General features: G+C 71.9%; 22 protein-coding genes, 4 tRNA genes and 2 pseudogenes. 18 read left to right on the forward strand and 10 right to left on the reverse strand.

Annotated elements, in window-relative coordinates; genetic code table 11:
- Positions 1-4 precede the first annotated feature (4 nt).
- Positions 5-427 carry a hypothetical protein gene (locus tag ABS41_RS12605; protein ID WP_290594979.1) on the reverse strand — a complete coding sequence of 141 codons (423 nt, stop codon included), beginning with the start codon at positions 425-427 and terminating at the stop codon, positions 5-7.
- 61 nt (positions 428-488) lie between these two features.
- Here ABS41_RS12605 and sufT point away from each other — a divergent pair, with 61 nt between their 5' ends.
- From sufT to ABS41_RS12620, 3 genes and pseudogenes are all read left to right on the forward strand, one after another.
- Positions 489-1,043, forward strand: a complete 555-nt coding sequence (sufT, locus tag ABS41_RS12610; protein ID WP_290594980.1) for a putative Fe-S cluster assembly protein SufT — start codon at positions 489-491, stop codon at positions 1,041-1,043.
- Positions 1,044-1,372: 329 nt separating this feature from the next.
- Positions 1,373-3,133 (forward strand): annotated as a pseudogene (locus tag ABS41_RS12615) (S8 family peptidase); the annotation flags it as partial.
- 141 nt (positions 3,134-3,274) lie between these two features.
- Positions 3,275-3,499 (forward strand): annotated as a pseudogene (locus ABS41_RS12620) (proprotein convertase P-domain-containing protein); the annotation flags it as partial.
- A gap of 60 nt (positions 3,500-3,559) precedes the next feature.
- Here the strand turns inward: ABS41_RS12620 and ABS41_RS12625 are convergent.
- A complete protein-coding gene (locus ABS41_RS12625; RefSeq protein ID WP_290594981.1) occupies positions 3,560-3,763 on the reverse strand; it encodes a hypothetical protein in 204 nt (67 codons plus the stop codon).
- A 36-nt stretch (positions 3,764-3,799) separates the two neighbouring features.
- Positions 3,800-5,920, reverse strand: a complete 2,121-nt coding sequence (locus ABS41_RS12630; RefSeq protein ID WP_290594982.1) for a tetratricopeptide repeat protein — start codon at positions 5,918-5,920, stop codon at positions 3,800-3,802.
- A 144-nt stretch (positions 5,921-6,064) separates the two neighbouring features.
- Between ABS41_RS12630 and ABS41_RS12635 the strand changes: the two genes are divergently transcribed.
- Positions 6,065-6,709 carry a DUF1232 domain-containing protein gene (locus ABS41_RS12635; RefSeq protein WP_290594983.1) on the forward strand — a complete coding sequence of 215 codons (645 nt, stop codon included), beginning with the start codon at positions 6,065-6,067 and terminating at the stop codon, positions 6,707-6,709.
- Between the two features lie 40 nt (positions 6,710-6,749).
- Here ABS41_RS12635 and ABS41_RS12640 read toward each other — a convergent pair whose 3' ends face one another.
- The 3 genes from ABS41_RS12640 to wrbA are packed head-to-tail and all read right to left on the reverse strand — an operon-like array spanning position 6,750 to position 8,217.
- Positions 6,750-7,238 carry an asparaginase domain-containing protein gene (locus ABS41_RS12640; protein WP_290594984.1) on the reverse strand — a complete coding sequence of 163 codons (489 nt, stop codon included), beginning with the start codon at positions 7,236-7,238 and terminating at the stop codon, positions 6,750-6,752.
- Between the two features lie 23 nt (positions 7,239-7,261).
- Positions 7,262-7,627 (reverse strand): DUF2069 domain-containing protein, encoded by a 366-nt coding sequence (locus ABS41_RS12645; RefSeq protein ID WP_290594985.1) that lies wholly within the window; start codon positions 7,625-7,627, stop codon positions 7,262-7,264.
- Entirely contained in the window at positions 7,624-8,217 is a 594-nt protein-coding gene (gene wrbA / locus ABS41_RS12650) for an NAD(P)H:quinone oxidoreductase (RefSeq protein WP_290594986.1), read from the reverse strand. The genes ABS41_RS12645 and wrbA overlap by 4 nt, the downstream gene beginning before the upstream one ends.
- 75 nt (positions 8,218-8,292) lie before the next feature.
- Here wrbA and ABS41_RS12655 point away from each other — a divergent pair, with 75 nt between their 5' ends.
- Together ABS41_RS12655 and ABS41_RS12660 are read left to right on the forward strand one after the other, a co-directional pair.
- Entirely contained in the window at positions 8,293-9,567 is a 1,275-nt protein-coding gene (locus ABS41_RS12655; protein WP_290594987.1) for a YihY family inner membrane protein, read from the forward strand.
- On the forward strand, positions 9,564-10,121 hold the full coding sequence (locus ABS41_RS12660) for a TlpA disulfide reductase family protein (protein ID WP_290594988.1): 558 nt from the start codon (positions 9,564-9,566) through the stop codon (positions 10,119-10,121). The genes ABS41_RS12655 and ABS41_RS12660 overlap by 4 nt, the downstream gene beginning before the upstream one ends.
- A gap of 12 nt (positions 10,122-10,133) precedes the next feature.
- Here the strand turns inward: ABS41_RS12660 and ppk2 are convergent, their stop codons facing one another.
- From ppk2 to hemA, 4 genes are read right to left on the reverse strand one after another with little or no spacing between them, the layout of a single operon-like run.
- The gene (ppk2, locus tag ABS41_RS12665) at positions 10,134-10,910 is read right to left on the reverse strand and encodes a polyphosphate kinase 2 (protein ID WP_290594989.1); all 777 of its coding nucleotides are present in this window, start codon (positions 10,908-10,910) and stop codon (positions 10,134-10,136) included.
- A gap of 27 nt (positions 10,911-10,937) precedes the next feature.
- Entirely contained in the window at positions 10,938-11,459 is a 522-nt protein-coding gene (moaB, locus tag ABS41_RS12670; RefSeq protein ID WP_290594990.1) for a molybdenum cofactor biosynthesis protein B, read from the reverse strand.
- Positions 11,456-12,541: a peptide chain release factor 1 gene (prfA, locus tag ABS41_RS12675; RefSeq protein WP_290594991.1), complete on the reverse strand. Its 1,086-nt coding sequence runs from the start codon at positions 12,539-12,541 to the stop codon at positions 11,456-11,458. The genes moaB and prfA overlap by 4 nt, the downstream gene beginning before the upstream one ends.
- Positions 12,519-13,790, reverse strand: coding sequence for a glutamyl-tRNA reductase (hemA, locus tag ABS41_RS12680; protein WP_290594992.1), 1,272 nt, complete (start codon positions 13,788-13,790; stop codon positions 12,519-12,521). The genes prfA and hemA overlap by 23 nt, the downstream gene beginning before the upstream one ends.
- A gap of 92 nt (positions 13,791-13,882) precedes the next feature.
- Between hemA and ABS41_RS12685 the strand changes: the two genes are divergently transcribed.
- The 12 genes from ABS41_RS12685 to ABS41_RS12740 form a co-directional block, all read left to right on the forward strand.
- Entirely contained in the window at positions 13,883-15,550 is a 1,668-nt protein-coding gene (locus tag ABS41_RS12685; RefSeq protein WP_290594993.1) for a tetratricopeptide repeat protein, read from the forward strand.
- Positions 15,547-16,131, forward strand: a complete 585-nt coding sequence (gene lolB / locus ABS41_RS12690) for a lipoprotein insertase outer membrane protein LolB (protein WP_290594994.1) — start codon at positions 15,547-15,549, stop codon at positions 16,129-16,131. The genes ABS41_RS12685 and lolB overlap by 4 nt, the downstream gene beginning before the upstream one ends.
- Positions 16,128-16,991, forward strand: a complete 864-nt coding sequence (gene ispE / locus ABS41_RS12695; RefSeq protein ID WP_290594995.1) for a 4-(cytidine 5'-diphospho)-2-C-methyl-D-erythritol kinase — start codon at positions 16,128-16,130, stop codon at positions 16,989-16,991. Before lolB ends, ispE begins: the two co-directional genes overlap by 4 nt.
- Before the next feature lie 19 nt (positions 16,992-17,010).
- Positions 17,011-17,088 (forward strand) — tRNA-Gln (locus ABS41_RS12700).
- A 45-nt stretch (positions 17,089-17,133) separates the two neighbouring features.
- Positions 17,134-18,090, forward strand: a complete 957-nt coding sequence (locus tag ABS41_RS12705; RefSeq protein ID WP_290594996.1) for a ribose-phosphate diphosphokinase — start codon at positions 17,134-17,136, stop codon at positions 18,088-18,090.
- Between the two features lie 133 nt (positions 18,091-18,223).
- Complete coding sequence (locus tag ABS41_RS12710) at positions 18,224-18,904, forward strand: 50S ribosomal protein L25/general stress protein Ctc (RefSeq protein ID WP_290594997.1); 681 nt, start codon at positions 18,224-18,226, stop codon at positions 18,902-18,904.
- Positions 18,905-18,964: 60 nt separating this feature from the next.
- On the forward strand, positions 18,965-19,546 hold the full coding sequence (gene pth / locus ABS41_RS12715; RefSeq protein ID WP_290594998.1) for an aminoacyl-tRNA hydrolase: 582 nt from the start codon (positions 18,965-18,967) through the stop codon (positions 19,544-19,546).
- A 16-nt stretch (positions 19,547-19,562) separates the two neighbouring features.
- Positions 19,563-20,654, forward strand: a complete 1,092-nt coding sequence (ychF, locus tag ABS41_RS12720; protein ID WP_290594999.1) for a redox-regulated ATPase YchF — start codon at positions 19,563-19,565, stop codon at positions 20,652-20,654.
- 71 nt (positions 20,655-20,725) lie between these two features.
- A tRNA-Tyr gene (locus ABS41_RS12725) sits at positions 20,726-20,811 on the forward strand.
- A 32-nt stretch (positions 20,812-20,843) separates the two neighbouring features.
- A tRNA-Gly gene (locus ABS41_RS12730) sits at positions 20,844-20,917 on the forward strand.
- A 35-nt stretch (positions 20,918-20,952) separates the two neighbouring features.
- Positions 20,953-21,028, forward strand: a tRNA-Thr gene (locus ABS41_RS12735).
- A 33-nt stretch (positions 21,029-21,061) separates the two neighbouring features.
- A partial coding sequence (locus ABS41_RS12740) for a GTP-binding protein (protein ID WP_040429678.1) occupies positions 21,062-21,159 on the forward strand: 98 nt, incomplete at its 3' end.

The raw sequence follows: 21,159 nt of genomic DNA on the forward strand, positions 1-21,159 counted from the left end.
CCGGTCAGCGCGCCAGCCGCCAGGCCAGGGGCAGGGCCAGCGCGGCCCAGGCGATGTCCCAGGCGCTGGTGGCGTGGCGGATCAGCTCGCCGGCCAGCACCGGGCCGATGCGGCTGGCCGCGTCCAGCGGCCGCAGGCCCAGCGGCAGGCCCATGATCATGGCGGCCACGAACCAGTAGCTCAGCACGATGGCCAGCGCGGTGCCGGCGGCGGCCGCCCAGGCCCGGGCCGGGCCGGCGGGCTGGCCCGACAGGCGCAGCAGCAGGGCCAGGTCGAGCGCGGCCAGCAGGGCCAGCCAGCCGCTCACGCTGCGCACCGACAGGAACACGGCCAGCCAGAGCGCCACCATGCCGCCCACGCCGGCCAGCCAGGCCAGGGCCGGCAGGAGCCAGCCCGCGCGGGTTTCGGGACGGTGCGTTGGCGACACGTGCGACTCCGGTCGGCAGGGCGGGCTAAAATAGCCGGGATTCCCGCCAGGTGATACCCGAGTGAGCTATTCCAGGACCAGCGAGCCGGTCAAGTTCGAGCGCGACTGCGACGCCGTGATGGTGCCGCAGGGCGAAGCCGTGAACCTGCCGGCCGGCACCACCGGCTACATCACCCAGGCCCTGGGCGGCTCGTTCACGGTGTTCGTGGACGGCAACCTGTTCCGCATCGCCGGCGTGGACGCCGACGCCATCGGCAAGCCGCGGCCCGAGCCGCTGGTGCTGCCCGAGGGCGCGGGCGACGCCGAGGTCGAGAAGCTGGTCTGGGACCAGCTGCGCACCTGCTTCGACCCGGAGATCCCGGTCAACATCGTCGAGCTGGGCCTGGTCTACGACTGCGACCTGGGCCGCAACGCCGAGGGCGATCGCACCGTCGCCATCCGCATGACCCTGACCGCGCCCGGCTGCGGCATGGGCGACATCCTGGTGCAGGACGTGCGCGACAAGGTCGAGCAGGTGCCGACGATCGCCGAGGCCGACGTCGAGCTGGTGTTCGACCCGCCCTGGAACCAGTCGATGATGTCCGACGCGGCGCGCCTCGAGACCGGCCTGTTCTGAGTCCCGGCCGGGTCCGGCAGGGCAGCCCGGCTGTCACCGCCCGGCCCGCGTGTAGCCCATCCCTGACCATCACGAAGCTGGCCGACGAACGGCTGGCTTTTCCTTGCGCCGCAGCTTGACCCATGACTTTCGTCACGCTAGCGTCGGCCGGGTGTAACGCATTTGAGATATGCGTCACACATCCGGGTGGTCGTGTTCCCCCGCGGCAGGATTCGAGGCCATAGAAATGGCCCGGCGGGGAAGGGCGTTCCAGGGGACCCGGGGCAAGGATGCAAGCACGGCCGCTTCGGGCGGCCCTTGTTGCCATCACTGATTCGGGGAAAAACTCTGTGAGCAATATCTCTCGCAAGCTCCGCCTGCGCGGGCTCGTCGTGGCCACGACCCTGGCTTTCGCCGGTTCGTCCGCCTTCGCCGCCCAGGTCAACACCGCCGGCCTCGAGCCGGGCCAGCAGTACGACCGCTTCATCGTCAAGTTCAAGGAAGGCACGCCGGAGGCCAACAGCACGGCCACCCTGCGCCGCTCCCTGCAGTCGGCCAGCGCCAGCGCCACCCAGCTCATGCGCGCCCAGCGCATCCAGGGCGGCCTGCGCAGCAACGCCGATTCCTTCTCGGCCAACCACCTGCGGCGCATGTCGCTGGGCGCCGACGTGATCGCCACGTCGCGCAAGCTGCGCACCGAGGAAGCCGAACTGCTGATGCAGCAGATCGCCAGCAACCCGAACGTCGAGTTCGTGCAGATCGACCGCCTGCTGAAGCACACGCTGACGCCGAACGACACGCGCTATGCCGAGCAGTGGGGCTTCACCGACGCGGACGCCGGCATCCGCGCCAACCAGGCCTGGGACATCGCCACGGGCACCGGCATCATCGTCGCGGTGCTCGACACCGGCCACGTCAGCCACTCCGACCTCAATGCCAACATCGTCGCGGGCTACGACTTCATCAGCGACACCACCGTCGCCGGTGACGGCAACGGCCGCGACTCCGACCCCAGCGACCCGGGCGACTACTACGGCGGCAACCCGTCGAGCTGGCACGGCACCCACGTCGCCGGCACCGTCGCCGCGGTGACCAACAACGCCAAGGGCGTGGCGGGCACCGCCTTCAACGCCAAGGTGATGCCGGTGCGCGTGCTCGGCCGCGGTGGTGGCTACACCTCCGACATCGCCGACGCGATCACCTGGTCGTCGGGTGGCACCGTGTCCGGCGTGCCGACCCTGTCGGCCGCCAACGTCGCCGACGTGATCAACCTCTCGCTCGGCGGCAGCGGCAGCTGCGACACGCTGACCCAGAACGCCATCAACGGCGCCGTCAGCCGCGGCACCACGGTCGTGGTCGCGGCGGGCAACAGCAACGCCAACGTGGCCAACTTCTCGCCGGCGAGCTGCAACAACGTCGTCGCCGTCGCCTCGGTCACCAGCGCCAGCGCCCGTTCGAGCTTCTCGAACTACGGCGCGCTGATCGACGTGTCGGCCCCGGGCTCGGGCATCCTCTCGACCCTCAACAGCGGCACGCAGGGTCCGGGCGCCGAGAGCTACGCGTCCTACAACGGCACCTCGATGGCAGCCCCGCACGTGGCCGGCGCCGTGGCGCTGGCGCAGAGCCGCCGCCTGGCCCTGGGCCTGCCGCTGTGGACCCCGGCCGAGGTGGAAGCCAACCTCAAGTCGACCGCCTACGCCCTCGCGGGCGCCTGCTCGGGTGGCTGCGGCGCGGGCATCATCAACGCCAAGGCCCTCGTCGACGCCGCCGGTGGCAGCACCCCGCCGCCCCCGCCGCCGCCGACCGGCGGCACGCTCACCAAGGGCGTCGCGGTCACCGGCCTCGCGGCCAGCACCGGCAACTCGCTCAACTACACGATGGCCGTCCCGGCCGGCGCCACCAACCTGACCTTCAGCATTTCGGGTGGCACCGGTGACGCCGACCTCTACGTGCAGTTCGGCACCGCGCCGACCGACACCTCGTACGTCTGCCGTCCGTACCTGAGCGGCAACAACGAGACCTGCACCATCGCGGCCCCCTCGGCCGGCACCTACCACGTGCGCGTGAAGGCCTACTCGACCTTCTCCGGCGTGAGCCTGGTGGGCAACTACACCGAGGGCGGCGGTGGCGGCACGCCGCAGACCTACACCAACGGCACCGACTACCAGATCCGCGACAACAGCACGGTCGAGAGCCCGATCTCGGTCTCCGGCCGCAGCGGCAACGCTCCGAGCAGCACGCCGGTGGCGGTCGACATCCGACACACCTACAGGGGCGACCTGCGCGTCGACCTCGTGGCCCCGGACGGCTCGATCTACAACCTGCACAACCGCAGCGGCGGCAGCGCCGACAACATCATCGGCACCTACAACGTGAACCTGTCGAGCGAAGCCATCAACGGCACGTGGCGCCTGCGCGTCAACGACAACGCCGGTGGCGACACCGGCTACATCAACAGCTGGTCGATCACGTTCTGAGCCTAGTAGTCAGTACGACCCCTTCGACCCCGGCCTCGTGCCGGGGTCTTTTTTCCGGCGTCAGAGGCGCTCGAGGCTGACGCTGATCTCGAGGTTGGCCTCGGGCGTGACCGACTGGAGCATGTAGACCTCGCCGGGCTTGCGCGGCCTGGGCGGCACCGGCACCACCACCACCGACATGGCCTTGATGGTGATCGTCGCCTCGGTGCCGTCGGGCAGGGCCAGGGTCACCTGGCGGATGGACTCGTTGTCGGGCAGGGTCATGGCGTGTTTCTCCGGGTTGCGCCGGGGGGCGCGGGATCAGCCCTGCGCGGGCGTCGCCGGCACCAGGCCGGCGCGCTGCAGGAAAAGGTTGGTGTTGATGCGCACCTCGGCCATGCCGGCGCTGCGCGCGGCGTCAATGCGGGTGCGCGCGGCCTCGAGCTCGCCGGTGGAGGCGAACACCTGCGCGGCCAGCAGCGCCACCTCCGCCTGCTGCTGGTCGATGGCGTCGGCGCGGGCCAGCGCGCGGCGGGCCGCCTCGTAGTCGCCCAGGTTGCACAGGTACCAGGCCAGCAGGGCCTGCGCCTTCGCATCGTCGGGTTTCATCGCGAGGAACTCGCCCATGCGCCGCGCCGCCTCGCCATAGGCTTCGCGCGCTTCGTCGCCCGGCGCGCCCGAGGCCGCCAGCACGTCGGCCAGGTTGCCCCAGAGCTCCGGGTTGTTCGGGTTGAGCTGCACGGCCTGGCGATAGTGCAGGGCCGCGCCCTTGCCATCGCCGGCCTGCAGGCGCAGCGTGCCCAGGTTGTTGAGCACGGCCTCCAGGGGCTCGATCGCCAGCGAACGCTCGAGCGCGACGATGGCCTCCTCGTTGCGGCCGGCCGCCGCCAGCAGCGAGCCGAGCGTGCTCCAGACATGCGGGTTGTCGGGGCGCAATTCGCTGGCGCGGCCAAGGGCCTCGATGGCGCCCGCCAGGTCGCCGGAGAGGTAGCGCTGGAAACCGAGGTCGGCGTGCAGGTGCGCATCGTCGGGGCTGGCCTGCAGCGCCTGGCCGAACAGCTCGAGCGCCGCGGCCTGGTCGCCGGCCGCGGCGGCGAGCTTGGCTTCGCCGGCCAGGGCCTGCGCCAGCACCGAGGCATCGGCCTGCGCGCGTTGGTAGTGCTCGCGTGCACGCGGGGCGTCGCCAGCCGCGCGGTAGAGGTCGCCCAGCGCCAGTTGCACCGAACCCAGCGTGCCGTCCATGTTCGCCGCGCGCAGGCAGGCCAGCCGCGCCGACTCGAAGGCACTGGCGTCGCGGTGGCCCTCGAAGCGCCACAGCTCCGCCCGGCAGATGCCGGCCTGGGCGCGCGCGAATCGCTCGTCGCGCACCAGCGCCTGCTCGAAACGCTGCTTCGCCGCTTCGCCCGCGCCCGCCTGCAGCAGCCGCAGTCCGCCCAGGTATTGCTCGAACGCCGCCAGGTCGCGGGTGGGCGCGAGGCGTCGCCGCAGGCCTTCGCCGGCGTCGGGCAGCGGCCCCACCAGTACGCGCGCCACCTCGGCGGCGATTTCCGCCTGCACGTCGAACACGCGCTCGGGCTCGCGGTCGAAGTTGCCGCTCCAGAGCGTGAAGCCGGTCTGCGTGTCGGACAGCTGCGCGGTCACGCGAAGCCGGCCCTGCTCACGCCGCAGGTTGGCCTCGAGCACGGCGGCCACGCCCAGCTGGCGGCCCACGTCCACCGGGCCGCCGCCGGCCGCGAGCGCCTCGCGCGGGCGCCAGGCCGCCACGCGCAGTCCGTCCACCCCGGCCAGGGCCGCCAGCATCTCCCGGGCCAGGCCCTCGGCGTAGGCCTTGTCGTCGGCGCTGCCGCCCAGGGCGTCGAAGGGCAGCACCGCCACCGAGGCCTCGGCCGGCGCCGGAGCAGTGCGCATCTGCGCCAGCACCAGCCAGGCCAGCGCGAGCGCCGCCGCCGAGGCGACGGCCCAGCGCCAGTGGCGCCACCGATCCGCGCTTCGCCGCCCGAGGCGTGCGGCGGGCGCCCCGCGCTGGGACGCCCCGGCCGGGGGCGGGGCCGGCATCGGGGCGGGGGCCGGAAGCAGATCCGGCTCCGGAGCGTCGGGCTCTAGCGGGGCGATGAACCGGTAGCCGAGGGCGTGCTGGGTCTGGATGAAGCGCGGCGCCTGGGTCTCGTCGCCGAGCGCGGCACGGACCTGGGCGATGGCCCGGGTCAGGACGCCCGGGGTGACGTGCCGGTGGCCCCAGACCGCGTCCAGCAGCTGGTCGCGGGTGAGCAGCTCGCCGTGGTGGCGCAGCAGCTCGACCAGCACAGCGAAGGCCTTGGGTTCTAGCGGGCGCAGTTCGCCGTCGCGCGAGAGCTCGTGGGCCGGGACGTCCACCACGACGGCGCCAAACCGGTAGCGCTCGGCCCCGCGACCGCCTGGCGACTCGGTGGATCCGGGCTCCATCGGCATTCCCTCACGCAAACCTCGCGAATGGATGCAAAGCCTCCCTGGCCCCTCCGGCTTCCGTCATGACCGCGGCCGGCGCGGTTGCGATCGTGGTGGCGCGCCGGATCCCCGGCGTCCAGCGACCAAAACGGAGACAAGAGTATGTACGCCAACGCAGAAACCTTCCCGGCCCTGCCAGCCGCCCTGGCCCGTCGCCCGGCCCCCGGCCCGGCCCGCCGCCGCAACATCGGCCCGTGCTCGCTCGAGCCGCGTGAACTCGACCGCTTCAACGGCCTGCTTGCCGACCTCGGCCGGGCCGAGCCCCTGTGCGGCGACCAGATCGTCACCGCCGCCCGCGACCTGTACGACCCGCGCCGGGGCGGGGAGGCGCCGCCCTGCATCGCCCTGCGCCTGGCCCACGCCGACCCGCTCGGGGCCTACGTAGCCGACGCCGCCTGGGGTCCCGGGGAGCAGGCCCTGGTGGCCGGCCGCGCCGTGCTGGCCTACCTGCAGCGCGCCGACGACCTGATCCCCGACTGGGTGCCCCAGGTCGGGCGGCTCGACGATGCGATCGTGGTGGACGTGGCCTGGACCCGCATCGGCGACGAGCTGATGGGCTATCGCGACTTCTGCCGCCTGCGGCTGGTCGAGTCCGGCCTGCGCGGCGTGCCGCCGGGCAGCTTCCGCTTCGACCGGGCCGACTGGCGCGAAGCGCGCCTGGCGGAGGCCGCGCTGCGCGGCCAGCAGCGCCGGGCGCTGTCGTCAAGCTACGTGCCGGCGGCCGCGTCGCGCTTCCGCGTGCATTGAACGTGGCGCCGGCGGAGGGCGGGGCCGCGCCGGCGCGGCCTCAGCCCGCCGCCTCGAAGCGGTTGGCGGCGACGTTCTTGCGCACCTTGAGCGGATCCCAGATGCGGCCGTTCATGGCGATGTAGACGCCCGGCGGCTTCGACTGCACCGCGCCGACCGCGGTGCCGATGTTGAACTCGGCGTCCGAGCCGCGGAAGCGCGCCGGGTTGAGCGCGCCGGTGAGCACGATGGTCTTGCCGGGGATCGAGGCCAGCACCTTCGCGGTGTCGACCATGGTGTCGGTGCCGTGGGTGACCAGCACGTGCGCCGCCGGCTGGGCGGCGATGGTGGCGCGCAGCAGCTCGCGGTCGTCGTCGGTGATGTGCAGGCTGTCCTTGCGGATGATCGGGATCACCGTGAAGCGGAACGCCACGCCCAGTTCCTGCAGGATGCGGCCGATCTGCGGCTCGCCGACCTGGTAGTCGGACTTGTCGTCGAAATACACCTTGTCGATGGTGCCGCCGGTGGTGACGACCAGAAGCTCGTCCATGGGGTTCCTCCTTGGGGCCGCGATTATACGGCCGGGGGCCGGGCCCGGCGGGCGGCCGCGCGGGCGCGCAGGCCATCCCAGCTGGCCGACACCACCAGCACCGAGGCCACCAGCGTTTCGGCCAGCGCCAGCCCGCGTACCGAAGGCTCCGACCAGGCCAGCATCACGCCATGGCAGAAATAGAGCAGGGCGGCCAGCGAGCCCCAGAAGCCCGCGCGCCGGTGCCGCAGCGCCAGCAGCAGCACGGCCGGCAGGATCGGCAGCGAAAAGAACAGCGCCATCGCCCAGGGCGCGGCCTGGGTGGGCGGGGCCAGCCACAGGCGCCAGGCCAGCTGCAGGACCAGCATGGCGACGATGGCGACGGCGGCGATGCGGTCGGCGCGGCTCATGCGCACAGCTTCGCGGCGGTCTCGGCCAGGCGGCGGCCGAGGGCGCGCGCGAGCTGCTTTTCCTCGTCGCTCGGCGTCGGGTCGTCCTGGGCGCCGGCGACGTGGCTGGCGCCGTAGGGCGTGCCGCCCGTGCGGGTGGTGTTGAGCGCGGCCTCGGTGAAGGGGATGCCCAGCACCAGCATGCCGTGGTGCAGCAGCGGCACCATCATGGTCAGCAGGGTCGATTCCTGGCCGCCGTGCTGGGTGGCGGTGGAGGTGAACACCGCCGCGGGGCGGCCCACCAGCGTGCCCGAGGCCCACTGCGCGCCCAGGCCGTCGATGAAATGCTTCACCGGCGCGGCCATGTTGCCGAAGCGCGTCGGGCTGCCCAGGGCCAGGCCCACGCATTCCTCGAGGTCGGCGGCGCTGACGAAGGGCGCGCCTTCGTCGGGCACCGGCGGCGCCGCCGTGGCGGTGACCGCGGCCACCGGCGGCACCGTGCGCAACCGCGCCTGCATGCCAGGCACCTCGCCGATGCCGCGGGCGATGTGCCGCGCGAGCTGGGCGACCGAGCCGCCGCGGCTGTAGTAGAGGACCAGGATCTCGGGCATGGCGGTTCCGGCGTGGGGGTCTGCCGGCATTATCGCCCATCGTCCCGTCGTGGCCGCGTTTGCTAGGCTTGGCCGATGCCGATCGCCCGCACGCTTCGCCAGTGGTGGCACCGCCTGGACCGGGAGCGGATCCAGTCCTTCTCCCGCTTCCTGTGGAAGCGCTTCCTCGACGACCGCTGCTTCGAGACCGCCGGCGCGCTCGCCTACACCACGCTGTTCGCGCTGGTGCCGCTGAGCATGGTGGTGTTCGGCATCCTCGCGGCCTTCCCGGTCTTCGACGCCTGGAGCGCGCAGCTGACCAACTTCATCTTCTCCAACTTCGTGCCGGGGTCGGCGCGCGCCGTCGAGGCCTACCTCCGCGACTTCACCGCCAGCACGCGCCAGCTCACCGTGACCGGCGTGACGGCGCTGCTGGTGTCGCTGCTGCTGACGATGTGGAGCATCGAATCCACCTTCAACCGGGTCTGGCGGGTGCCGACGCCGCGGCCGGGGCTGTTCCGCTTCCTGGTGTACTGGACGCTGCTGACCCTGGGGACGCTGGGCGCGGTGGCCAGCCTGGCGGTCACCTCCTACCTGTTCGCGCTGCCGGTGTGGTCGGGCGAGGCGCAGGCCTGGACGACGCGCCTGCTGGGCTACCTGCCCAACGTGGTGGAGCTGGTGGTGTTCACCCTGGCGTACTGGCTGATCCCGCACCGCAGCGTGCCGCTGCGCTTCGCGCTGGCCGGCGGCCTGTTCGCGACGGTGCTGTTCGAGCTGGCCAAGCGCGGCTTCGCCGCCTACCTGCTGGGCGTGCCCACCTACGAGCAGCTCTACGGCGCGCTGGCGGTGGTGCCGATCTTCATGGTCTGGGTGTACCTGAGCTGGGTGGTGGTGCTGCTGGGTGCGAGTTTCGCGGCCTCGCTGTCGTCCTTCCGCTACCAGCCGCGCGCCCTGCGGCTGCCGGCGGGCATGGAGATGTACGGCTACCTGCGCCTGCTGGGCCGGCTGGCGCAGGCGCGCCGGCAGGGCCGCGGCCTGCACATCGCCGACGTGCAGGACGTCGAGCCCATGCTCACCGACGACCTGCTGCAGCGGATGTTCGCCGGGCTCTCGAAGCTCAACATCGTGCGCCGCGGCGAGGACGGGGCCTGGCTGCTCAGCCGCGACCTCGACGGCGTGACGCTCGGCGAGCTGCACGATGGCCTGGGCCTGCGCGTGCCCGGGCCGGTGCACGGCCTGCCCGGCTACGACGATCCGATCGGCCGCGACGCCGCCCGCGCGCTCTCGCACCTGCAGCAACCCCTGGAGCTTCCGATGGCGCGCAGCGTCGGCAGTTTCTTCACCCCGGAACCGGACAATCGCAAGCCATGAAGACCCTGATCGCCCCGAGCCTGTTGCTCCTCGTCCTGGCCGCCTGCCAGCCCGCCTCCGAAACGCCGGTGGCCGAAGCCGCGCCCGAGCCGGTGGCCGCGGCGCCGCAGCCCGCGGCGGAGCCGGCCCCGGCCGGCGAGCTGCCGACCCACCCGAGCCTGGTGGTGGAGACGCTCGACCACGGCACCTTCGACCTGGCCGCGCAGCGCGGCGGCTGGGTGGTGGTCAACTTCTGGGCCACCTGGTGCAAGCCCTGCCTGAAGGAAATCCCCGACCTGACCGCCTTCGACGCCGCCCGCGACGACGTGCGCGTGGTGGGCCTGGCCTACGAGGAAATCGCCGTCGAAGACATGCGGGCGTTCCTGGAAAAGCATCCGGCGGGTTACCCGATCGCCCTGGTGGACGTCTACAACCCGCCGGCCGATTTCGAGACGCCGCGCGGCCTGCCGCTGACCTACCTGATCGACCCGGAAGGCAAGGTCGCCAAGAAGTACCTCGGCCCGGTGACCTCGGAGATGCTCGCCGCCGATATCGCCGCGGCCACCGCCGGCTGAGGCCGGCACGCTTCAGTAGCGCGCTTTGATCGGCTTGACCGGGCCGGTATAGCGTTCCTTGCGCGGCTTGCCCGCCAGCGGCGGCAGCTCGAGCGCCTGCCCGGGCACCTCGTGGTCGGGCAGGTGGTCGAGCAGGTGCCGGATCAGGTTGAGCCGGCCGCGCTTTTGGTCGTTGAAGTCCACCACGAACCACGGGGCGTGCCGCTTGTGCGTGGCCTTGAACATCTCGTCGCGGGCCTTGCCGTATTCGGCGTACTTCTCGCGCGACTTGATGTCGATGGGCGAGAGCTTCCAGCGCTTGAGCGGGTCCTCGAGGCGCTCGGCGAAGCGCTCCTCCTGCTTGTCCTGGTCCACCGCCAGCCAGTACTTGAACAGCAGGATGCCGTCGTCGACCAGCATCTTCTCGAACACCGGCGCCTGGGCCAGGAACTGCTCCACCTGCGCCGGCGTGGCGAAGCCCATCACCTTCTCGACGCCGGCGCGGTTGTACCAGCTGCGGTCGAACAGGGTGATCTCGCCGGCGGCGGGCAGGTGCGGCACGTAGCGCTGGAAATACCACTGGCCCTGCTCGCGCTCGCCGGGCTTGGACAGGGCCACGACCCGGCACTGGCGGGGATTGAGGCATTCGGCGATCGCGCTGATGGCGCCGCCCTTGCCGGCGGTGTCGCGGCCCTCGAACACCACCACCAGCCGCTTGCCGGTGTGCTGCAGCCAGCGCGCCATGGCATTGAGCTCGACCTGCAGCTGCTCGAGCTTGTCCTGGTAGCGCCAGCGGGTTTCCTTGCTCATCGAAGGGCTCCTGGTGGGCGTCCGGGCTCAGCTTTCGCGCAGGCGCGGCCGCAGGTTGGCGAGGTTGCAGGGTTTGGTGCGGGCGTCGAGCTGGGCGCGGACGAGCTTCTCCCAGCCGGTCCGGCAGGCCGAGGTGGAGCCGGGCAGGGCGAACAGGAAGGTGGCGTTGGCCAGGCCGGCGAAGGCGCGCGACTGCAGGGTGGAGGTGCCGATCTCGTCGAAGCTCAGCGCCCGGAACATCTCGCCGAAGCCGGGCATGGCCTTGTCGAGCAGCGGTTCGAGCGCCTCGGGCGTGGAATCGCGGCCGGTGAAGCCGGTGCCGCCGTTGACCAGGATGCCGTGCACGGCCTCGTCGGCGATCCAGCGCGAGACGATGGCGCGCAGGGCGTACTTGTCGTCGCGCACGATGGCGCGCTCGTGCAGGTGGTGGCCGGCCTCGGCCAGCGCGGCGCAGAGGTAATCGCCCGAGCCGTCGTTGGCGGTGGTGCGGGTGTCGGACACCGTCAGCACGCACAGCGACAGCGGCAGGAAGTCGTTGCCGGCGCTCATGCGGCCTCCGTGAGCAGCTTGAGTTCGTCGGCCTGGTGCTCGCGGGTGAGCCGGTCGACCAGTTCGTCCAGGTCGCCGTCCATCACCTGCGGCAGCGCGTAGAGCGTGAGGCCCTCGACGCGGTGGTCGGTGATGCGGCCCTGCGGGAAGTTGTAGGTGCGGATGCGCTGGCTGCGGTCGCCGCTGCCCACCTGCAGCCGGCGCGACTGCGCCTGCGCCGCGGCCTGCTTCGAGCGCTCCTCGTCGAGCAGGCGGGCCTTGAGCAGGGACATCGCCCGGGCGCGGTTCTTGTGCTGGCTGCGTTCGTCCTGGCACTCGACCACGATGCCCGAGGGCAGGTGGGTGATGCGGATGGCCGAGTCGGTCTTGTTCACGTGCTGGCCGCCGGCGCCGGAGGCGCGGAAGGTGTCGACCTTGATGTCGGCGTCGCGCACCTCGATCTCGTCCACCTCGTCGAGCTCGGGCAGGATGGCCACCGTGGCGGCCGAGGTGTGGATGCGGCCCTGCGACTCGGTGGCCGGCACGCGCTGGACGCGGTGGGTGCCGGACTCGAACTTCAGGCGCGAATAGGCGCCCTTGCCCTCGATGCGGGCGACGATTTCCTTGTAGCCGCCGTGCTCGCCCTCGCTGGCCGAGACGACCTCGACCTGCCAGCGGCGGCGCTCCGCGTAACGCGCGTACATGCGGAACAGGTCGCCGGCGAAGATGGCGGCTTCGTCGCCGCCGGTTCCGGCGCGCACTTCCAGGAATAGGTTGGCCTCGTCGCGCGGGTCGCGCGGCACCAGCAGCAGGGCGAGTTCGTCGTCGAGCATGGCCAGGCGTTCACGCGCGGCCGGGATTTCTTCTTCGGCCAGTTCACGCAGCTCCGGGTCGGCGCGCATCGCCTCGGCCGCCTGCAGGTCGCGCTGGGCCTGGGCCCACGCGGCCAGGCCGCTGGCCACCGGCTCGAGCTGGGCGTATTCCTTCGACAGCGCCCGGAAGCGCGCGTTGTCGGCGGCCACGCCGGGGTCGGCCAGCATCCGGCCGACCTCCTCGTGGCGCTCGGCCAGGGCCTCGAGCTTACGACGCAGGCCCGGTGTCATCGTCGTCCTGGTAGAGGCGTTCGGCGGCGCGCAGCAAGTCGAGGTCGCCGTCGAGCGCGGCCTGGCGCAGCGCGGCGCTGGGGCCGTGCAGCAGTTTGTTGGTCAGCTGGGCGGCCAGCAGTTCCACCACCTCGGTGGCCGGCTTGCCGGCGGCCAGCTGCTCGTGCGCGCGCGCCAGCATCTGTTCGCGCGCGGCTTCGGCGCGGCGGCGCATCGCCTTGAGCGCATCCTGGCGCCCCTGCGCCCGCCACCAGGCCATGTAGTGCTCGACCTGCAGGTCGATGATGGCCTGGGCCTGCTCGGCCGCCTCGCGGCGCGAGGCTCGGTTTTCCTCGATCACCTGCTCGAGGTCGTCGACGGTGTAGAGGTAGACGTCGGCCAGCGTGGCCACGGCCGGGTCGATGTCGCGCGGCACCGCGAGGTCGAGCATGAACATCGGCCGGTGCTTGCGCGCCTTGAGCGCGGCCTGCACGGCCTCGAGCCGCAGCACGGGCTCGCGCGCGGCGGTGGCGGTGATGACGATGTCGGCCTCGGGCAGGTGCCGCGAGAGCTCCGACAGCGGCAGCGCATAGCCGCCGTGGCGGCTGGCCAGGGCCTGGGCGTGCTCGAGGGTGCGGTTGGCGACCAGCAGCCGGCGCGCCTTGGCGTCCACCAGGTGGCGCGCGGCCAGCTCGATGGTGTCGCCGGCGCCGACCAGCAGCACGGTGGCGCGGTCGAGTTCGCTGAAGACCTGGCGCGCCAGCCGCACCGCGGCATAGGCCACCGAAACCGGGTGCGCGCCGATGCGGGTGTCGGTGCGCACGCGCTTGGCGACCTGGAAGCTTTGCTGGAACAGCCGGTCGAGCGGCGTGCGCAGGCGCTGCCGGCTGCGCGCGGCCTGCCAGGCGTCCTTGACCTGGCCCAGGATCTGCGGCTCGCCGAGCACCAGCGAATCGAGGCCCGTGGCCACGCGGAACAGGTGGCGCACGGCCTGCTCGTCGCGGTGCTGGTAGACGTAGTCGGCCAGCGCCTCGGGCGCCAGGCCATGGTGGCGCGCCAGCCACTCGACCACGGCGGCCTCGCGGCCGTCCTCGACCTGGGCGTAGACCTCGGTGCGGTTGCAGGTGGACAGCAGCGCGGCTTCCGCCACGCCCGGCACCTGGCCCAGCGCGTCGAGCGCGCCCGGCAGCTGGCCGCCGTCCATCGCCACCCGTTCGCGCAGCGCGAGCGGGGCGGTCTGGTGGTTCAGTCCTAGGGCGAGCAGGGGCATGGGACGTTGGCTGGCCGCGTTGCGCTAAGCTTCCGCGGGCTGGGCTCTCGTGGTTTCCGGCGCCCATTCTAGCCTTTGGCCGTGCAATCCCCATGATCTGGAGCAAATGCCGCCCGTTTGCCTGCGTCGCGCTGGCCCTGGGCCTGGCGGGCGCGGCCGTGGCGCACACCGGCGAGGTGCTCGAGCCGGTGATGGCCGGCGAGTTCGCGCTCCAGGCCGGCGACCTGCCCCAGGCCGCGGCGCATTACCTGCGCGCCGCCGAACTCTCGACCGACCCGGGCCTGGCCGAGCGGGCCACCCGCATCGCCCTGCTGGCCGGGCGGCCGGCGCTGGCCGGCAGCGCCCTTGAGCGCTGGCAGTTGCTGGCGCCCGGCGCGGCCAGCCTGCCCGGGGCCCGGCTCGAGCTGGCGCTCGCCCGCGGCGACGTGGACGAGGCGATGCAGGCGGTTTCGGTCCTGCAGGTCCTGCCCGGCGAGGCGGGCCTGCCCGCGCTGATCTCGATCCTGGGCAACGCCGCCGGCGAGCGTCGTGAGCTGGCGCGCCGGGTGCTGCGGGCCATGTTCGTTTCCGACCAGCTGCCGCCCCGGCTGGGCGGCTGGCTGGCGGTGGCCAGCCTGGCCCGGCGCCTGGACGAGCCCGAGCTGGCCGAGACCCTGGTTCGCGAGGGCATCGAGCGATTCCCCGATGACCCGCGCGCGCACCTGCTGACCGCCGACCGGCTGCGCCGCGAGGGCCGCGACGATGAGGCCCGGGTGCGGCTGGCGACGCTCGGCGACCCGGCGGCCCTGGCGCCGGAGCTGCGCCGCACGGCCGCCCGCCAGCATGCGCTGATGGGCGATCCGCTCGCGGCCGCCGCCACCCTTGGCGCCGGTCCGCAGGACGAGGAAAGCCTGCGCCAGCGCGCCCGCTGGCTGCTCGACGCCGGCGACCGGCCGGCACTGGCCGCGCTTTACGAGGAAACGGCGGCGCTGGACCGGGTGCCCCCGCCCGAGCGCCGGCTGCTGCTGGGCATGCTCGCCGAGGGGCTGTTGCGCTGGCGCGAGGCGGAGGCCTGGTATGCCTCGGTGCCTCGCGGCGAGGGCCACGACCAGGCCACCCTGCGCCGCGCCGGCGCGCTGGCGCGGCTGGCCCGATTGCCCGAGGCGCTGGCCTCGCTGCGCGCGCTGCGGAGCGACGAGGAGGCCGACGGCGAGGCGATCCGCGACGCCTTCCTGCTCGAGTCCGACCTGCTCGAACGCCGCGGCCGGGGCGACGAGGCCCTGGCGGTGCTCGATGAATCGCTGGAGGTTTTCGAGGGCGACCCGGCGCTGCGCTACGCCCGGGCGATGCTGCACGAACGCGCCGGTCGCCTGGACGAGGCGCTCGCCGACCTGCAGCTGATCCTCGACGAGGAGCCCGACAGCCACCAGGCGCTGAACGCCTACGGTTATGCGCTGCTGGTCCGCCGCGACCAGCCGGCGCAGGCGCTGCCCTACCTCGAGCGCGCGTTCGAGCTGGCGCCGGAGTCGGCGGCCGTGCTCGACAGCCTCGGCTGGCTGCGCTTCCGCATGGGCGAGCCGGAGATGGCACTGGAGCTGCTGCAGAAGGCCTGGGAGCGCCAGCGCATGGCGGAAATCGCCGCGCACCTGGGCGAAGTCCTGTGGACCCTGGGCCGCAAGGCCGAGGCGCGCGAGATCTGGCGCGCCGGGCTGCGCCTCGGCGGCAGCGACGACACCCTCGATGAAACCCTCGACCGCCTGCTCGGGAGCCGCACCCCATGATCCGACCGACCTCCGCCCTTGCCCTCGTCCTGCTGCTCGCGGCCTGCGTGCCGGCGCCCGTGCGTGGCCCCGGCGACGCCGCGCAGCTGGCGGCGCAGGTGGCGCACGAGGCCGCGCTGCGGGCCGAGCCGGCCTGGGGGCTCGAGGGCAGGCTGGCGGTGCGCGCCGGGAGCGAGGGCGGCAGCGGCCGGCTGGAGTGGCGGCAGCAGGGCGGGGAGTACGAGATCCGCCTTTCGGCACCCGTGACCGGCAAGGGCTGGCGCCTGCTCGGCACGCCGGACGGCGCGCGCATCGAGGGCCTCGATGCTGGCCCCGTGGATGGCCCGGACGCCCGTGCGCTGCTGGCCGAAGCCACCGGCTGGGACATCCCGGTGGATGACCTGGCCTGGTGGGTGCGCGGTGGCCGGGCGCCCGGCGCGGCCGAGATCGAGTTCGGGGCCGACGGCCGTCCGGCCCGTCTGGTGCAGCAGGGCTGGACGGTGGAATACCGCGAGTGGGTCGGCGAGCGCCCGCGCCGGGTGTTCGCCAGCCGCGGCGAGGCCAGCGTGCGCCTGGTGGTCGACCGCTGGGGCCAGCCGTGAGCGAGCCGGCCTGGAGCGCATGGCCGGCGCCGGCCAAGCTCAACCTGTTCCTGCGCATCACCGGCCGCCGCCCGGACGGCTACCACCGCCTGCAGACGGTGTTCCAGCTGCTCGACTGGGGCGACACGGTGCGCCTGCGGGTGCGCGACGATGGCCAGGTCGTGCGCGCCGGGGCCGAGGGCTACGCGGTGCCGGAGTCGGACGACCTGGTGGTTCGTGCCGCTAAAGTTCTGCAAAAAGAAGCCAATTGCAGCAAAGGCGCAGACATAATCGTTGAAAAGAAGATTCCACTGGGCGGCGGTTTCGGCGGCGGCTCCTCGGACGCGGCCACCGTGCTCGTGGCCCTCGACCACCTGTGGGGCACCCGGCTGGGCGAGGAGCGGCTGGCCGCCCTGGGCCTGGCCCTGGGCGCCGACGTGCCGGTGTTCGTGCGCGGCCGCAGCGCCTGGGCCGAGGGGGTGGGGGAGGCGCTGGTGCCGCTGGCCCTGGCGCCGGCCAGCTACCTCGTGGTGGACACCGGCGTTTGCGTGCCCACGGGCGAGCTTTTCCAGGCCCCGGATTTGACCCGGGATGCCCCGGAAGCGACAATATCGGACTTCGTTTCAGGCCCTTCGCTCGGGAATGCCTTCGAGCCGGTGCTGCGTCGTCGTTCACCGGTCGTCGCCACGACCCTGGATGCGCTTTCGCGGCTCGGTCCGGCGGCCCTCACCGGGACCGGCGGCGGCTGTTTCGCGCGCTTCGGCGCGCGCGCCGATGCCGAGGCCGCGCTGGCGCGCCTGCCCCCGGGGCTGCGCGCCTGGGTGGCCGACGGGGTGGACGTGTCGCCCCTGCACCGGGCGCTGTCCGCCCGGCGGGCCTGAGACGGCGTTTTTCCAGCGGTGGGGCGTCGCCAAGTGGCCTAAGGCACCGGGTTTTGATCCCGGCATTTCGTAGGTTCGAATCCTACCGCCCCAGCCACCCGCGTCGCGTCGCCCGCCCGTCCACCAACCGGAAGCCCGCCCCATGAGCAAGCAGAACCTGCTCGTCTTCACCGGCAACGCCAACCGCCCGCTCGCGCTGGCGGTTTGCCGCCAGCTGGGCATTCCGCTGGGCAAGGCGCAGGTGGGCAAGTTCTCCGACGGCGAGGTGCAGGTCGAGATCGAGGAGAACGTGCGCCGGCAGGAGGTGTTCGTCATCCAGTCCACCAGCGCGCCGACCGCCGAGAACTTCATGGAGCTGCTGGTGCTGATCGACGCGCTCAAGCGCGCCTCGGTCGCCAGCGTCACCGCGGTGGTGCCGTACTTCGGCTACGCCCGCCAGGACCGCCGCATGCGCTCGGCGCGCGTGCCGATCACGGCCAAGGTAGCGGCCAAGATGTACACTGCCGTCGGCACCGACCGCGTGCTGACGGTCGACCTGCATGCCGACCAGATCCAGGGCTTCTTCGATATCCCGGTCGACAACGTCTACGCCTCGCCGCTGCTGCTGGCCGACATCTGGCGCACGCTGGGCACCGACAACCTGGTGGTGGTCTCGCCGGACGTCGGCGGCGTGGTGCGCGCGCGCGCCATCGCCAAGCGCCTGGACGACGCCGACCTGGCCATCATCGACAAGCGCCGCCCGAAGGCCAACGTGGCCACGGTGATGAACATCATCGGCGACGTCGAGGGCAAGACCTGCGTGCTGGTGGACGACATCGTCGACACCGCCGGCACCCTGTGCGCGGCCGCCGCCGCGCTCAAGCAGAACGGCGCGAAGAAGGTCGTGGCCTACTGCACCCACCCGGTGCTGTCGGGCGCGGCCATCGCCAACGTCTCGAACTCGCAGCTCGACGAGCTGGTGGTCACCGACACCATCCCGCTGTCGGAGGCCGCGCGGGCCTGCCCGCGCATCCGCCAGCTGTCGGTGGCCGAGCTGCTGGCCGAGACCATCCGCCGCATCGCCTTCGGCGAGTCGGTGAGCTCGCTGTACGTGGATTGAGGCAGGGCGGGGGCATCCGGCATCGGCGTCGCGGCGCCGATGCCCGATTCCCCCGGGAACGACGCCAGGCCTGGTCGCGGGCAGGGCGGTAAGCACCGAAAGGTGCATCACAACCAAAGAAGGCAACACGAACATGGCTAAGAACGAACACAAGCTGGTCGCCACCAGCCGCAAGGACGAGGGCAAGGGTGCGAGCCGCCGCCTCCGTCGCAGCGGCCACGTGCCGGCCATCGTCTATGGCGGCCACCAGGAGCCGCAGAGCGTGCAGGTCGAGCACAACCACCTCTGGCTGACCAGCCAGAACGAGTGGTTCTACTCGGCCATCCTCGACCTCGACGTCGACGGCAAGGTCCAGAAGGTCCTGCTGCGCGACATGCAGCGCCACCCGTTCAAGCAGCAGATCCTGCACCTGGACTTCCTGCGCGTGAGCGAGAACGAGGCCCTGCGCGCCAAGGTGCCGCTGCACTTCGCCAACCAGGAGAAGTCCCCGGCCGGCAAGTCGGCGGGCGTCGTGGTCACCCACGAGCTCAACGAGGTCGAAGTCAGCTGCCTGCCGAAGGACCTGCCGGAGTTCATCGAGGTCGACCTGTCGGCGCTGGCCGTCGGCGACATCGTGCACCTCTCGCAGATCGTGCTGCCCAAGGGCGTCACCATCCCGGCCCTGGCCCACGGCAAGGAGCACGACCTGGCGGTCGTGATCGCCAAGCACGCCCGCGTCGAGGCCGAGGAAACCGCCGCGCCGACCTCCGCCGAGGTCCCGGCCGCCAAGGTCGCCAAGGCCGACGCCGCCCCGGCGGCGCCGAAGAAGAAGTAACCCTCGCTTCCCCTCCCTCTCCCGTCGGGAGAGGGCCGGGGAGAGGGCAATCCCTTCGACGTGGCTGGTCTGCGCCTCATCGTCGGCCTGGGCAACCCCGGTGCCGAACACGCCCGAACCCGGCACAACGCCGGGTTCTGGTTTCTTGACGCCCTGGCGGCAAAGGCCGGGGCGCGCTTTGGCCTCGAGTCCAAGCTCCATGGCGAGACCGCCAAGGTCGAGCTGGCCGGGCACACGCTCTGGCTGCTCAGGCCCGCGACCTTCATGAACGCCTCCGGGCGCTCGGTGGCCGCGGCCCTGCGCTACTGGAAGATCGACCCGTCCGAGGCCCTGCTGGCCCACGACGAGCTCGACCTGCCCCCGGGCGCCGCCCGCCTGAAGTTCGATGGCGGCCACGGCGGCCAGAACGGCCTGCGCGACACCATGCAGCACCTGGGCCACGGCAAGTTCCATCGCCTGCGCATAGGCATCGGCCATCCCGGCCACAAGGACAAGGTCACCCCCTGGGTGCTTGGCCGGCCCGGGAAGGACGACGAAGCCTCCATCCTTCGGGCCATCGACGACGCCCTGGCGGTGCTGCCGCTGGCGGTCGCCGGTGAGTTCCCCGAGGCGATGAAGCGCCTGCACACCCCCAAATCCTGAGGAAGAAGACCCCACCATGGGCATCAAATGCGGCATCGTCGGCCTGCCCAACGTCGGCAAGTCCACCCTGTTCAACGCGCTGACCAAGGCCGGCATCGCCGCCGCCAACTTCCCGTTCTGCACCATCGAGCCCAACACGGGCGTGGTGCCGGTGCCGGACCCGCGCCTCAACCAGCTGGCCGAGATCGTCAAGCCCCAGAAGGTGATCCCGACCTCGTTCGAGTTCGTCGACATCGCCGGCCTGGTCGCCGGCGCCAGCAAGGGCGAGGGCCTGGGCAACAAGTTCCTGGCGCACATCCGCGAGGTGGACGCCATCGCCCACGTGGTGCGCTGCTTCGAGCACACCGACATCGTGCACGTGGCCGGCAAGGTCGACCCGATCTCGGACATCGAGACCATCGACACCGAGCTGGCCCTGGCCGACCTCGATTCGGTCGAAAAGGCCCTCAACCGCGCCGAGCGCGAGGCCAAGACCGGCAACAAGGACGCCATGGTCCGCAAGGAGGTCCTGGCGCGCCTGCGCGCCGGCCTCGACCAGGGCACCCCGGCCCGGGCCCTGGGCCTGTCGGCCGAGGACAAGGCCGTGGTCCGCGACCTGTTCCTGCTCACCCTCAAGCCGGTGATGTACGTGGCCAACGTGCTCGAGGACGGCTTCGAGAACAACCCCCACCTGGACGCCGTCCGGGCCCGGGCCGAGCGCGAGGGCGCCCAGGTGGTGCCGGTCTGCGCCGCCATCGAGGAGGAGCTGGCCCAGCTCGAGGACGCCGACCGGGGCGAGTTCCTGGCCACCATGGGCCTGGACGAGCCGGGCCTGAACCGGGTCATCCGCGCCGGCTACGCCCTGCTGGGCATGCAGACCTACTTCACGGCCGGCGTGAAGGAAGTGCGGGCCTGGCAGGTCCACAAGGGCGCCACCGCGCCCCAGGCCGCCGCCGTCATCCACACCGACTTCGAGAAGGGCTTCATCCGCGCCGAGACCATCTCCTTCGACGACTACATCCGCTATCGCGGCGAGTCCGGGGCCCGCGACGCCGGGCGCCTGCGCCTGGAGGGCAAGGACTACGTGGTGCAGGAGGGCGACGTCCTGCATTTCCGCTTCAACGTCTGATCCGGCGGGGAAAGGGTTCGCCGGGCGTTGACATTTGTCCCCCGCGCGAACAAAATTACGGGCTCCCTGACGGAGGGATACCCAAGCGGCCAACGGGGGCAGACTGTAAATCTGCTGGCTCACGCCTTCGGTGGTTCGAATCCACCTCCCTCCACCAGCTCCGCGGGGCCAGTTCACCGGTCGCGCAGTGCGGGAGTAGTTCAATGGTAGAACCTCAGCCTTCCAAGCTGATCATGCGGGTTCGATTCCCGTCTCCCGCTCCATTGACCGACCGTTCCACCGCAACACCCAAAATTCCGCTCATGTAGCTCAGTCGGTAGAGCACTTCCTTGGTAAGGAAGAGGTCGCTGGTTCGATTCCAGTCATGAGCACCACATCCAAACCTTGAATCCGCCAGGTACACGCTAATGTCCAAGGGTAAGTTTGAGCGCACCAAGCCCCACGTGAACGTGGGCACCATCGGTCACGTTGACCACGGCAAGACGACGCTGACTGCGGCGCTGAC

It is taken from the genome of Arenimonas sp. SCN 70-307 (genome assembly GCF_001724815.1).
GTDB lineage: Bacteria > Pseudomonadota > Gammaproteobacteria > Xanthomonadales > Xanthomonadaceae > Arenimonas.